This is a genomic window from Desulfovulcanus ferrireducens (genome assembly GCF_018704065.1).
GTDB lineage: Bacteria > Desulfobacterota > Desulfovibrionia > Desulfovibrionales > Desulfonatronovibrionaceae > Desulfovulcanus > Desulfovulcanus ferrireducens.
Window position 1 is genome coordinate 1 of record NZ_JAGUQP010000030.1, and the last position, 12,770, is coordinate 12,770.

At 44.9% G+C, this 12,770-nt stretch carries 13 protein-coding genes; 1 reads left to right on the forward strand and 12 read right to left on the reverse strand.

Annotated features, from left to right (window positions below):
• Positions 1-281 precede the first annotated feature (281 nt).
• Positions 282-1,517: a glycosyltransferase family 4 protein gene (locus tag KFV02_RS09915; RefSeq protein ID WP_252381396.1), complete on the forward strand. Its 1,236-nt coding sequence runs from the start codon at positions 282-284 to the stop codon at positions 1,515-1,517.
• 6 nt (positions 1,518-1,523) lie between these two features.
• On the opposite strand, the gene hemB is transcribed toward KFV02_RS09915, so the two are convergent.
• The 12 genes from hemB to KFV02_RS09975 form a co-directional block, all read right to left on the reverse strand.
• Positions 1,524-2,498: a porphobilinogen synthase gene (gene hemB / locus KFV02_RS09920; RefSeq protein WP_252381397.1), complete on the reverse strand. Its 975-nt coding sequence runs from the start codon at positions 2,496-2,498 to the stop codon at positions 1,524-1,526.
• Between the two features lie 20 nt (positions 2,499-2,518).
• On the reverse strand, positions 2,519-3,703 hold the full coding sequence (ahbC, locus tag KFV02_RS09925) for a 12,18-didecarboxysiroheme deacetylase (protein WP_252381398.1): 1,185 nt from the start codon (positions 3,701-3,703) through the stop codon (positions 2,519-2,521).
• Between the two features lie 28 nt (positions 3,704-3,731).
• Positions 3,732-4,067 (reverse strand): hypothetical protein, encoded by a 336-nt coding sequence (locus KFV02_RS09930; protein WP_252381399.1) that lies wholly within the window; start codon positions 4,065-4,067, stop codon positions 3,732-3,734.
• Positions 4,068-4,097: 30 nt separating this feature from the next.
• A complete protein-coding gene (locus tag KFV02_RS09935) occupies positions 4,098-4,997 on the reverse strand; it encodes a zinc-ribbon domain-containing protein (protein ID WP_252381400.1) in 900 nt (299 codons plus the stop codon).
• A 319-nt stretch (positions 4,998-5,316) separates the two neighbouring features.
• Positions 5,317-5,700: a flagellar export chaperone FliS gene (fliS, locus tag KFV02_RS09940; protein WP_252381401.1), complete on the reverse strand. Its 384-nt coding sequence runs from the start codon at positions 5,698-5,700 to the stop codon at positions 5,317-5,319.
• A 73-nt stretch (positions 5,701-5,773) separates the two neighbouring features.
• Positions 5,774-7,450 (reverse strand): flagellar filament capping protein FliD, encoded by a 1,677-nt coding sequence (fliD, locus tag KFV02_RS09945; RefSeq protein ID WP_252381402.1) that lies wholly within the window; start codon positions 7,448-7,450, stop codon positions 5,774-5,776.
• 119 nt (positions 7,451-7,569) lie between these two features.
• Positions 7,570-8,493, reverse strand: a complete 924-nt coding sequence (locus KFV02_RS09950; RefSeq protein WP_252381403.1) for a flagellin N-terminal helical domain-containing protein — start codon at positions 8,491-8,493, stop codon at positions 7,570-7,572.
• Between the two features lie 226 nt (positions 8,494-8,719).
• Complete coding sequence (locus KFV02_RS09955; protein WP_252381404.1) at positions 8,720-9,208, reverse strand: metal-dependent transcriptional regulator; 489 nt, start codon at positions 9,206-9,208, stop codon at positions 8,720-8,722.
• Entirely contained in the window at positions 9,208-9,525 is a 318-nt protein-coding gene (locus KFV02_RS09960) for a hypothetical protein (protein WP_252381405.1), read from the reverse strand. Before KFV02_RS09960 ends, KFV02_RS09955 begins: the two co-directional genes overlap by 1 nt.
• Before the next feature lie 80 nt (positions 9,526-9,605).
• Positions 9,606-10,352 carry a tRNA (adenosine(37)-N6)-threonylcarbamoyltransferase complex dimerization subunit type 1 TsaB gene (tsaB, locus tag KFV02_RS09965; RefSeq protein ID WP_252381406.1) on the reverse strand — a complete coding sequence of 249 codons (747 nt, stop codon included), beginning with the start codon at positions 10,350-10,352 and terminating at the stop codon, positions 9,606-9,608.
• 88 nt (positions 10,353-10,440) lie between these two features.
• Positions 10,441-11,508: an RIP metalloprotease RseP gene (gene rseP / locus KFV02_RS09970; RefSeq protein ID WP_252381407.1), complete on the reverse strand. Its 1,068-nt coding sequence runs from the start codon at positions 11,506-11,508 to the stop codon at positions 10,441-10,443.
• 48 nt (positions 11,509-11,556) lie between these two features.
• Positions 11,557-12,759 (reverse strand): 1-deoxy-D-xylulose-5-phosphate reductoisomerase, encoded by a 1,203-nt coding sequence (locus tag KFV02_RS09975; RefSeq protein WP_289510144.1) that lies wholly within the window; start codon positions 12,757-12,759, stop codon positions 11,557-11,559.
• Between the last annotated feature and the right edge of the window lie 11 nt (positions 12,760-12,770).

Genomic DNA, 12,770 nt, shown 5'->3' on the forward strand with positions numbered 1-12,770 from the left:
GCCCTCGCAATGACAATCTCGCTCCTGTCATTGCGAGTGGAACAAAGTGTAGCGAAGCAATCTCAAAGTTTGAACTGCAAAATAATTGCTCAATTTAAACTATAGATAGTTATGGTAAGTCTCGCAAAATGTTTAGCCTAATCACCCCGATGCTCTGTCTTTTTCGCAGGCAAAACTCAAGATTGGGTTATCCGAGCCGTTTTGTAATGCATTTCAGAAACCATGACTTTCAATCAGCGGTTAAAATAGGGTTCGGCCATAGGTTCTAAAGGAGCATGTGAATGAGGATACTACATGTTTTGAGTCAGCGCCCTGATTCAACCGGAAGCGGTATCTATATCCGGGCCATGATCAGGGAGGCTATTAAAAAGGGATACAAGAATTATCTATTGGCAGGGTTGCCAAAAGGGGAAGATTTAACCGATTTTGAACTGGCTCCAAAATGCTCTTCTTATGTCTATTTTCAAGGCCAGGACCTTTCTTTTCCCATTGTGGGTATGAGCGATGTCATGCCTTACCCCAGTAAACGGTTTTGCGATTTAAGCAGCGACGAACTGGAAGCCTATGAAAAATGTTTTGCTGCCAAACTCGAGAACATGGTGCAAACCTTTAAACCTGATATTATCCACACCCATCACTTGTGGCTGGTATCAGCTCTTGTGCGGGAGCTTTTCCCCCATTTACCCCAGGTAACTACCTGTCATGGATCTGATCTGCGCCAGTTCCAAAATTGTCCTCATCTGCAAGAAAGGGTCTTGGGTCCATGCCAAAAAATTGATGCGGTTTTGGCTTTAAGTCGAGCGCAAAAAGATGATATTGTTCGTTTTTATCAGATTGAAGAGAGAAAAATTCATGTGGTCGGTGCAGGGTACAATGATGATTTGTTCTGTCCGGAGATAAAGCCAACTCCTCCACCGGTACATTTGGTCTATGCTGGAAAACTCAGCCGAGCAAAGGGTGTTCCGTGGTTGTTGAGGGCTCTTTTAAGGCTGTTGGATGATGGAGAAGAATTTGTCTTACATCTTGTCGGGGGCGGCAGCGGGACAGAAAAGGAAACTTGCTTAAAGCTGGCTGAAAAGTTTGGTCCCAGGTGCAGGGTTTATGGCCTGATTTCACAGCAAGAGTTGGCCAGGGTCTTGAAACAAGGCCATATCTTTATTCTTCCTTCATTTTTTGAGGGCCTGCCTTTAGTCTTGTTGGAGGCCCTGGCATGTGGCTGTCGTTTAGTAGCCACGAATTTGCCCGGAGTACTGGAGGTGCTGGGTAGAAATAGAAAAGTTAGCGGTTATATTAGTCTTGTTCCTCTACCCAGGCTTCAGCAGGTCGATGTTCCTGTTCAAGAGGACGAAGAGAAATTTATCCATGACCTTGTTCAGTGCTTAAAAAAGCAAATCAGAGGCGCACAAAGAGAACCTCAATTAGATTTGACCAAGGTCGGGGACTTATTAAAATTTTATTCCTGGTCAGCAGTGTTTGCCCGCGTGGAAAAGGTGTATGATTTAGTGCTCAAATCATAAGGGGCATTACTTGATCCATTTAAGGACCTGTTCTGTAAAGTAGGAAAGAATCAGGTCTGCCCCAGCCCGCTTAATGGAAATCAGGCTCTCCATAACTATACCTTTTTCATCCACCCAGTTTTGGGCCGCAGCTGCCTTGATCAAGCTATACTCTCCACTGACCTGATAAGCTGCTACCGGGACAAAAAAATTATCTCTTATTTTGCGTACGATATCCAGGTAAGGCAGGGCAGGTTTGACCATAATAATATCTGCACCCTCGTCGATATCTGCCTGGGCCTCACGCATGGCTTCTACTGAATTGGCCGGGTCCATTTGATAGGATCTGCGATCCCCAAATTGCGGAGCGCTTCCTGCAGCATCACGAAATGGTCCGTAAAAGCTTGATGCGTATTTGACCGCATAGGACATGATGGGGATTTCAGTATAACCGTTTTCATCCAAGATAGCTCTTATGGCCTGAATCCGTCCGTCCATCATGTCCGATGGCGCAACCATGTCTGCCCCTGCCCGGACATGGGAGAGGGCAGTTTGGCCCAGGAGTTTTAGAGTAGGGTCATTTTGTACATACCTGTCTTTTATCAGCCCACAATGACCATGTGACGTATATTCACACAAGCAGACATCAGTGATGACAACAAGCTGGGGATATTTATCCTTGATAGCCTTTACTGCCTGCTGGATAATTCCGTTTTCAGCATAAGCTTGGCTTCCTGTCTCATCTTTATGGGCAGGAATTCCAAAGAGGATCAAGCTTTTGAGCCCATTGTCCACTGCCTGGCCAATCTTATCCAGAAGCTTGGGTATTGACAGCTGATATTGTCCAGGCATGGAAGGAACTTCACAGGCAAAGTTTTTGTCTTCAGTCTCGACCACAAAATAGGGTTGAATCAGGTCTTTGGGCCTGATCTCTGTTTCCCGAACTAGTTCCCGGATCTCGGTTGTACGCCTGAGTCTTCGTCCCCGATAAAAGCCAGACATGTTTTTTCTCTCCCTGTTTTTTATTTTATCCCAATTTCCTCATCAGTAAGGTAGCAGGCCGGATCTGGCGCCCAGATGTCTCCATAGTAGGCCTCTGCCCTGGCCCTAAAATTTCCAGCACAAATGTTTAAAAAGCGGCAAGAGGCACACCGACCTTTTACATAGGCTTTTTTGGTTTTCAGTTTGGCCAAAAGTTCGATATTTGGATCATCCCATATCTCAGAGAAGGGCCTTTCCAGAACATTGCCAAAGGTGTGGTTGCGCCAAAATTGGTCCGCATGCACGCTGCCATCCCAGGAAATACAGCCAATGCCTCGACCGGAGTTGTTTCCTTCATTAAATTGCAAAAGCTCGTACACTTCTTCTGCCCGCTTAGGGTTTTCTTTAAGAAGCCGCAAGTAAACGTAGGGGCCATCGGCATGGTTATCAACGGTCAGGACCTCTTTTGGTTTTCCTGCGTCAAAAAGCTTTTTGGTTTCATCCATGATCAGGTCAACCATGTCCCTTGTTTCCTGATGCCCCAAGTCTTCTTTGATTAGTTCGGAGCCACGTCCCGAATAAACAAGATGGTAAAAACAGACGCGGGGGATTTCCATATCGTCTAGTAATTGAAAAATTTTGGGGATTTCTCCCACGTTTCTTTTGTTGATAGTGAAGCGCAACCCTACTTTCAGACCTTCGGCCTGGCAATTTTCCACGCCTTCCAGGGCCTTTTTAAAGGCTCCGGGAACGCCTCGAAAGCGGTCGTGTACTTCCTCGCCTCCATCCAGGGAAATGCCCACATAAGACAGGCCCACATCTTTTAATTCTTTGGCTTTTTCCTTGGTAATCAAGGTGCCATTGGTGGAAATCACCGCGCGCATACCTTTGCCTACTGCATAGTGGGCCAGCTCTGTCAGGTCTTGCCGGACCAGAGGTTCACCACCAGAAAAGAGCATTACTGGAGCGCCATAAGCCGCCAGGTCGTCGATGATCTGTTTTGCCTGCTCCGTGGAAATCTCGTCTTTACCTTCAGGATCAACTGCCCGTGCATAGCAGTGGACACACTTCAGATTACATCTGCGGGTCATATTCCAGACTACCACAGGCTTTTTATCTTTGGAAAACTGTAAAAGATGAGACGGTAGTTCTTTAGACTTTCGTCCATAGCGCAAGGCATCAGATGGTTCAATATTGGCACAATAAAGTTTTGAAATTCCTATCATAATGTCCTCTTAAAAAATTTTAATTTTTTTATTGTAAAAGATTGGTCGGAGGCAAGGCCAGATGCATGCTTTCTTCCAACATTACCTTGGAAGCCTCCAAACTATGCTTTAACTCTAGCCTGGTATCAAAGGAAAGTTTTTTAAACTCTCTGTTTTGGATCAGGACTTGTAACTTTTCCACATCCTGTTTGATTTTTTTGATCCTGTTTTGAACCTGGTTGTCTTCGGGCAGGATCTGGGCAGCAATTTCAGCCATAATCAGGATTTCCTGGGCCATTTTCTGAAATTCTAGAGGCTCGATGCTTTTTCTGAGCTCTTTTTTTTCTCGATGTTGCTGCCATAATTTTTTGAGTCGGTTAAACATATTCTATCTCACGTACTCATTAGTCAGGTCTTAAAAAGAGGATGAGAATCGTAAAATTACTCCTAAGACGATACCTAAAATTATGGGCAAGAACATAGCTATAAAGACTTTGACATAACTTGTGCGGTGAATATTTTTATATCCGATAACCGTGACCACCATGGCCCAAATCCCCCCTAGCAGGGGACCAATGAAGGGGATAATTGCCAGGATCATTGGTGCACTACCATAGGTCACTGCCCTGAAAGTGCCCTGGAAGCCACTTGTTCCGGCCCGGACCAGTACAAGGAAAAGGTGATTGAAGCCGACAACCATGAATAATAATATAGTTAGTAAAATGGGGTAGAGGATAAGGATCACTGCCGAGCCAAGGCCAACTATACCCATCCCCGGAACCGCATAACCCTGGGAGCTTATCATGGGCATAAGTCCGACCATCTGCCAGATAAAATTGGCAATGGCCTGCACTTCGGCTAGAAGAAGATAGAATACAAGAGGCTTACTATAACCTGTGAGTTTCATTCGGGCAAAAAAGTTTGCTGGAGAGAGCATGGCTTCTTTTATGGTTTTGAAAAGGCCCGGGAAAAAACCGTATTTTTCCAAATGTTCCCAGGGGATATCCGCCTCGTCTTCTGCGAGACTGTCTCTATCTACCTTTTTTTGCTCCGTACCTTCGGCCATGGACTCTAATTTTTCCCAGATGTTTTCCTTGTTTTCTCCCTCCAGGTCAGATTGTCTTTTCTCTGTTGCTTTATCATTTTGTTCTATCGGAGTGGCTTCTGGCTCTTCGGAAAGCTTAAAAGATGAGCTTAAGTCTCTAAACTTAAACTTATGTCTGCATTTAGGACAAGTGGCTTGTTCTGCCTTGGGAGGGATCTTTTCCTCTGGGATATCTTGGCTAAACTGGCAGTTGGGGCAGGTAATACGCATTGTGTCTCCCTGTCTTTGCTCAGGCAAGGATTTTAGTTGTCAGTAAAAAAACTATCGTTGATATAAATGATAATGCTCATCAATTCAAAAAACAAGCTTAATTATTCATTTATAGATAATCAAGTTTAAATAATGTCCTGGGAGGTGAAAGGAGAAACGGTGAAGAGGTGAAAGGGGAAAGAGAGAAATTATTTTTTCTCTGAGTTTCATTATCCCCGGTTCACCTTTTCACCGTTTCATAATGCAAAGTGTCTGTTCTCGCAGAGCAAATTTCGACTTTTGGCAGGAGTGTCCAGAGATAGAGCAATCTGCTGGTGGTTTATGGGTGGGCAAGTTTGCTTTTTTGCACTATTTCGGCAAAAGCCGAGCCAATTTTTTTCAGGATGCCAATGACTTCATCAATAATCTCGCAGTCCATTTTCAGATTGGCTATCAGCAACCTGGTCTGACAATAATAATAAAGATTGTGTAAATTTTTTGCAACCTCACCCCCTTTTTCAGTGTTCAAGCTACCATTAAGTTCAGAAATAATGTCCAAAGCTTTAGAGATAAGGATACCTTTTTCAGCGAAATCATTTTCTTTTATCTTTTCTTTAGCTTGTTGAAGGAATTTGATGGCTGCCTCAAAAAGAAGGACCACCAGTTCTTCTTTAGTCGTAGTGTTAACTTTGGTTTGAAGATAGGCCCTGGCTGCAGTTTGCATATATTTCCTCCTTAATTTACTTTAGTAGTTGGGTTTGCCAAGCATTTTAGAAGCTATAGAGTTTAAATTATGTTTATTTACTTTTGGTGGATAGTGAGCTGACTTGTGCTGAAAGTGCGTTGCTCAAGCTGTCATAATAACCTAGTAAAGCCTCTAATCTGGCGTATCTGTTGCGCATAGAACGTTCGAAGTTGTCTATCCGTTTTTGTTCCCATGCAATTTTTTTATCGAGGTTGTCTATTGTATCATTGTAATTATCTTCCATAATATGCAGAGGCCCGTTATACGAATCAGTTAATTCCTCCAGTTTCTCAATCAGTTCACCTGTTTTACCTTTTTTTAGCCTTATCTGGCCAGAGTAGTCTCCCTGTGTCAGGTTATCTACCTGGATAGCCAGACCTTTTGATGACCCGTTCATTGATGTGATAATATTATTTGATATGCTGGCGGGTTCTCCGTCAATCGTAGCAGATGTTATGGCCCCTGTTGAATCTACACTATAAGTAACATCATATATCCCACCCTCTGTTAGCCCATCGATATGGGAATAGTAGCGGAAATTTGATGTATTGGTTGCTGGCACGAGGTCGGCGCTGAAGATTTCAGCAACGGCCTGAGGATCTTTTTGCAGTGCTTCATCAAGTTTACTCTCGTCTAATAAAAGGAGTCCTAGAGTTGGAGACCCTGTTTGTGCATCAGTAGTGATCCCTATATTGGATAGTGAAGGATAAGTGTCTTCGTTATAGTCAAAGCCTATCCCTTTGGCGGCTAAAATATTTTTTATCTGCTCCTGTATCATGTTTAGGCCATAGTTGCCGGTAAGCACGGAGCCTTTTTGTGAGACAGGATCAACTTTGCTTTGTTCTTTAATCAAAGTTAATATAGTATTTACCTGGTCGACAAACGTGCGTATTTGCTCCTTAATGGCTTCATTGTCATTGGTTACGGTAATTTTTACAGTTCCGGTATCTTTCAGATTTAAAGTAAGGCCGGTAATGACATCATCTATAGAATTGGTTTCTCGTTCAATCCAGGTAGTAGTAGGCCAACCATCAACTCTGATTTGGGAGTTTTGCGCATCCTGAGTTTCTGTAAAATCAGTAGTGGTAAAGCCTGTTAAAGGATCGGTGGCATCTGTCTCAATGGTTACTTCATATTTATCGCCCAGGTCCAGGCCCCGGAGTTGAAAATAATAATTAGTCCCATCAAAAATCAATGAGGCCCTGACTCCCGGATTATCTGCATCCTGGTTCACCAGGTTGACTAATCCCTCAAGGGTAGTGCCATCAGGAACATCGATGGAAACAGTAGTGGAGTTGTAGGTATATGAAAATATTTTTGTAGAGCCCGAGCTGTTAATGACAGCGCTCGAATCTGAATACCCATTGTTATTCATTTCGATATCATTTTGGGCCAGTTGATTGATGTCTATCGTATGGGTGCCTTCTTCTGCATCACTGCTTGCTGAGGCTGTTAGGAGGCTTTCATTGCTTGAAGTAGCGGTCTTGATAAAAAATTCTTTCATCGTATCCATGCCCGATAATGTTGACTTTAGACTGAGCATGGATGAGTTTAATTCCTGAAAGGCATCAATTTTTGCCTGTATATCCTGCTTCCGGGCTTCCAGCCTTTTTATCCGTGTGCCTTCTATCTCCACCAGCTTTTGGATCATGGTCTCAAAATCCGTACCTGAACCAAGGCCGGTGAAATGTATTTGTCCGGAAGTGAGATAATCGGTTTCCGCTACCATCGTGTGTCTCCTGGAGAAAATTTTGCCTGTACCTCAAAACATCTGCAAATTAAATGCCTGAACCAAAAAAGGCCGAACCATTCCGGCCCGGCCTTTGACTCGTTAATGAATATAAATAGTTATCCTCCTATGAGCTGCAAGGCCATCCTGGGCAGGGAATTGGCCTGAGATAGCATGGCCACAGCGGACTGAGTAAGTATTTGTTGACGGACAAACTCGGTCATTTCTGTGGCTACGTCCACATCAGATATACGAGACTCAGCAGCCTGCAGATTTTCTGCCTGGATCTGGAGATTGGCAACTGTGGACTCAAGTCTATTCTGAAGCGCACCAAGGCTGGCTCGAATATGGTCTTTTGAGACGATTGCCTGTTGGATGCCCTCCAAAGCGGCCTGAGCGAGACTCTGTGTGGAGATGGAGGCTCCACCTACATAGTCGGATCTTGCTGTGTCAGCATTGAGGCCTAAACCAAAGGCAGATGCAGTCGAAAGCCCAATAGCAACGTGATAGTAATCTTCCGCACTATCGTTGGCGGTTCCGAAGTGGACGCGCAGAGCACCAGTTGCATCCAGCCCACTTCCGTCAGAGGTCCATGTAGATTGATCTCCGGCCTGTGACAGATTTCCATTTAATAGATAAATGCCGTTAAAATCTGTGGCGTTGGCGATACGGGTAATTTCTGAGGCCATGGCCTGGTACTCAGAGTCAATGAGCAACCTTTGATCTGAGGTGTAGGTACCGGTTGCGGCCTGCTCGGCCAACTCTTTCATTCTGATCAATTTTTCGTCAATAGTTTGTAGGGCGCCGTCAGCGGTTTGAATCAGAGAAATGGCGTCATTGGCGTTACGGATACCCTGATTAACAGCCGCAATATCAGAGCGCATAAGCTCCCTGATTGCTAGGCCAGCAGCGTCATCAGCTGCTGTTCCTACTCTGAGACCCGATGACAACCTTCTGGTGGACACACCCAGTTTGCCATAAGCCATGGACAAGTTTCTAGACGCATTCATGGCCATTAAATTGTGATTAACAACTAAAGACATAGCTATTCCTCCTTGAATGTTTTTGAATGGCTTCCCTGCCATCCTTATACTTTACTCTAATAATCGGCTTATTGAGGAATAACTTTAGGATTTTTTTGCGTTTGTTGGGTTGTTGGGGGAAGGGTGCTGACCGGTATCCAATTTTGTACACAAACAAAAGGTTTTCGGATTTATAAGCCTGTGGCCGAACCTTATATTTTGGGCAGGCGTATTTAAGTACAGTAATTCAATCAAGGGCGTCCAGGCATTTTTGGACGCAAGCCTGGCAGTTAGAACATTTGCCAGGGTCTGAGCAGAGGCGAGTAAAGGCCTTGAGCCAGTCGTCCCCTGTACGCGGACAGTTTTGCACAAATTGGATGAATTGGATCAATCTTTCCAGAGCCTCGTCATCGATGTGGTGTTCCATACGGCAGGCATTGGCCTCGGCAACATCAGAAGGGAGGCCAAGAAATTTTTCCAGGAATTCGGTCAGGACCTTGTGTCTATGGACAATGCGCGCAGCCAGTCTAAAACCTTCTGGAGTCAAAGTGACTGAACTGTAGGGTTGATAATTTATCAACCTCTTTTCAGCCAGACTGCGTAAGGCTCCGGTAACCGAGGCCCTTTGTACTCCAAGACGATTGGCAATATCCTTTGGCCGGGCTTCGGACTTGGTAGATTCAAGTAAAAAAATTATCTCCAAGTAGTCTTCAAGGCTAGGAGAGAGCGTAACCATTATCTGCACCTGTCGGGAAAAAGTCTAAAATGTACTTTTTTAACCGCAGACCCACGCAGACTAACGCAGACAACTTTCATTTTGTTCGGCAGACTTTGCCGAACAAAAACCTGACGGCCTAAAAGGCCGTGGTTAGGATCAGTAACTATCACTTTCTGGGTGTAATGACAGCCGTATCCGATACGATAAAAGTCGAAATTCAAATATCCTTCCCGGCCTTTCAGGCCGGGACTAACAGTGCGACCGGCAAGTCGCCGGGAGCACTTGTCTGCGTCCGTCTGCGTGGGTCTGCGGTTAATAATAAAAGAGGGGTTCAAGCAATCTTCCCTAACCCGTACCCCTTATTCCCTATCCCTAAATTTTGTGTTCGGGCAACTTCACTTTATTTTTTAACAAATTACGAATCACGATTTACGATTTTTCGTGCTTCTTCCAGGTCCACTCCCCTGCTTTGTGCTATATTGGCCAGGTTTTCTTCGGCATCTGATGGCCGTAAATATAGGGGAGGGATCATTTTTTTGGTAAATTTGGCCTGACTCCCCTTGGCTAATAGTATATCAGGTAGAGGTTTATCCCAAGAACTGGGCAAAATTTCCCAGGAGTTATTTTGCTGGAGAACCTGATTTTTTCGTACACCACTTCCCAAAAGATAGACTTTTTTAGGTCTCATGTTAAGAATTTTTTCTAACTGAGCTAAGCTCATGGCCTTTGGCTCCGAGATGGCCTTTACTTCGGGCACCTCAAAACCCTGGGCGTACACTTGATTACGTCTGGAGTGGGTTACCACCCAGAGTTCGCCTGTTAGCAAAGGTCCCGGACCCTGGGCCAGGAGTGGCAGGTAATCCAGCGCGGCCACCGGTAGATTGCATCCTCTAGCCAGGCCGAAAATATGTGCCAGCACCAGGCGCAGCCCGGTAAAACTTCCTGGGCCGCGTACATAAGCCAGACCATTTAAATCGGAAAACTCCAGATTTAAAAGGTCTAAAGCTTGTTGTAAGATAGGGGCCAAGTATTTCATAGCCTGTCCAGGAGCGTGAATCTCCTGGGCCAGGAGTACGGTTTGATTGTGGCCAAGGACCAACTGCAGGGAGGCTTCTGCTCCATTGACCGCTAATATTGCGTTTTTTGCGTTTGTTGAGTTCATGGAGTCTATCCGGGGAACCCGCCGCCGGGGATGTCTGCCCTTATAGCCTGCTAGGCAGGGAGTATTGTTTCGTTATTAAGTTCTAACTTTATTTGAAGAAGCGCAGGATATCATTGACTACTGCCAGGCCCATAAGGGCGATGAGAAAGCTCAGGCCGATTTTAGTGGTTATTTTTTGTAGCCTTTGATCCAGTGGACGTCCGATAATAATTTCAATGGTGTAAAAAAGAATATGGCCTCCGTCCAAGACTGGAATAGGCAGAAGATTGAGTAAGCCCAGGTTGATACTGATTAATGCTGTTAAGGCCAGAACATTGATTAGACCTTGATGAGCCTGGTCGCTGACTAATTTTGCGATCATAATTGGCCCACCAATGGTATCCAAAGGAATAATACGCTCAATTAATTTGATCAGGCCTTCAAGGGTGAGTTTGATCAGAGTCCAGGTTTGAACAAGTCCTGTCCTGGCTGCTTCTGACCAGGAAAGAGGAATGGAAACGGTTCGTCCGGAGGCAGTAATGCCAATTTGCGGGACCAAAATCTTTTCCCCGAAAATATTGCGACGTTTGGTGATTTTGGGTTTGACCATTAGTTCAATCACGCCCTTGTCTCTCTGGACCTGCAGGCGCAGGGGGGCTCCCTTGCTTTGCCTGATGGCCTTAGCTAAATCGTCCCAATATTCAACTTCCTGGCCGTTTACTTTTAAGATCATATCTCCGGACTTAAGGCCTGCTACCTGAGCCGGACTATTTTCAGCTACCTGACCAACTTCAGGCAGAATTTGTATCTGACCGTTTGCCCAAAAAATTCCCCAATAAATGAGCCAGGCCAGAACAAAATTAAAGATAGGCCCGGCACTGACCACAAGAATTCTTTGCCAGGGGGAGCGGAGGGCAAAACTTTCACTGGTCTTAAATCCCGGGGGAAGCTCAGCTTCAGCTGTTTCGCCTACCAGGTGGACATAGCCTCCTAAAGGGACAGCAGACAGGCGATACTCGGTTTTGCCAGGCTTAAAGCCAAAAATACGGGGACCAAAACCCAAAGAAAAGGTGCTTACCCCGATGCCTAGCATTCTGGCTACTAAAAAATGGCCCAACTCATGGAAAAATATGAGGAGACCCAAGACTAAAATTATGGCAATAGCACTTTGGAGCATAACAATCATTTCCTTTTATTCAGAATTTAAATGAATTACTCTTAGGGTTCAAGTCACCATATTCTTTACAAGTTTACGGGTACGTAAATCTAAATCCATGATTCCCTGCAAAGAATCTATTTTTTGGCCTTGATGTTGATCCAAGGCCCTGGAGATAAGTTTTGGTATATGTAAGAATTCGATTTTTTCCTGTAAAAAAAGCTCTACAGCAACTTCATTGGCTGCGTTGAGCACGACAGCATAGCTTGGGCCGGCCATCAGGGCCTTTTTAGCCAGTCCAAGGCAGGGAAATAGATTTTCATCGGGCGGCTCAAAGGTCAGGGTGCCAATCTGGGCTAGATCCAGAGGCTGTAAATCAAGTCTTACGCGGTCTGGATACGCCAGACAATAGGCAATGGGTATTTGCATGTCAGGAATGCCCAAATGAGCCAGAAATGAACCATCTCTATAAGCTACCAGAGAATGGACAATGCTTTGGGGATGAACAAGGACATCGATTTGTTCCAAGTCTACACCAAAAAGATGATGTGCTTCAATGATTTCCAGTCCCTTGTTCATCATGGTAGCAGAATCTATGCTGATTTTAGCTCCCATGGACCAGTTGGGGTGGGCCAGGGCCTGTTTTTTTGTCACATTTTGTAAAAATTCTTTATTCTTTCCGCGAAAGGGGCCCCCGGAGGCAGTAAGAATAATTTTGTCCACTTCTTGGGTGGAGTGACCAGCCAGGGCTTGAAATATGGCATTGTGTTCAGAGTCAACAGGAAGGATGATGCACTGCGAAGTTTGACTTATTTTTCGAATTAAATTTCCGGCCAGGACCAGGGATTCCTTGTTAGCCAGAAGAATGACTTTTCCGGATTCTGCGGCAGCCATGGTTGGGGCAAGACCGGCAGCACCTACCATGGCTGAAAGCACAAAGTCTGCTTCAGGCAGTTTGGCTAATTGTACGTATCCATCCTGGCCACTTAAAATATGTGGATTATATTCCGGGGGAAGGAGTTCTTTAAGTTTTACGACCAGCTCATTATTTAAGACAGCAACATATTTGGGTCGAAACCTGCTGGCTTGCCTGGCTAAAAGTTCTATGTTTCTTGCTCCGGCCAGCCCAAGAACCTTAAAGGACTCATTATGCCTTTCTATGACCTTGAGAGTACTCGTACCTATGGATCCGGTTGACCCCAAGAGGACAACGGAACGGGGCCATGTGATTTTTTTTGCGGTTATGTCTAAAGAAGAAATGTAGTCTATCAATGTTTAATATC

What these genes read in the sequence shown, in the direction of transcription:
- KFV02_RS09915 (WP_252381396.1), top strand. Translation starts at nt 282, where the DNA reads ATGAGGATACTACATGTTTTGAGTCAGCGCCCTGATTCAACCGGAAGC.
- hemB (WP_252381397.1), bottom strand. Translation starts at nt 2,498, where the DNA reads ATGTCTGGCTTTTATCGGGGACGAAGACTCAGGCGTACAACCGAGATC.
- ahbC (WP_252381398.1), bottom strand. Translation starts at nt 3,703, where the DNA reads ATGATAGGAATTTCAAAACTTTATTGTGCCAATATTGAACCATCTGAT.
- KFV02_RS09930 (WP_252381399.1), bottom strand. Translation starts at nt 4,067, where the DNA reads ATGTTTAACCGACTCAAAAAATTATGGCAGCAACATCGAGAAAAAAAA.
- KFV02_RS09935 (WP_252381400.1), bottom strand. Translation starts at nt 4,997, where the DNA reads ATGCGTATTACCTGCCCCAACTGCCAGTTTAGCCAAGATATCCCAGAG.
- fliS (WP_252381401.1), bottom strand. Translation starts at nt 5,700, where the DNA reads ATGCAAACTGCAGCCAGGGCCTATCTTCAAACCAAAGTTAACACTACG.
- fliD (WP_252381402.1), bottom strand. Translation starts at nt 7,450, where the DNA reads ATGGTAGCGGAAACCGATTATCTCACTTCCGGACAAATACATTTCACC.
- KFV02_RS09950 (WP_252381403.1), bottom strand. Translation starts at nt 8,493, where the DNA reads ATGTCTTTAGTTGTTAATCACAATTTAATGGCCATGAATGCGTCTAGA.
- KFV02_RS09955 (WP_252381404.1), bottom strand. Translation starts at nt 9,208, where the DNA reads ATGGTTACGCTCTCTCCTAGCCTTGAAGACTACTTGGAGATAATTTTT.
- tsaB (WP_252381406.1), bottom strand. Translation starts at nt 10,352, where the DNA reads ATGAACTCAACAAACGCAAAAAACGCAATATTAGCGGTCAATGGAGCA.
- rseP (WP_252381407.1), bottom strand. Translation starts at nt 11,508, where the DNA reads ATGCTCCAAAGTGCTATTGCCATAATTTTAGTCTTGGGTCTCCTCATA.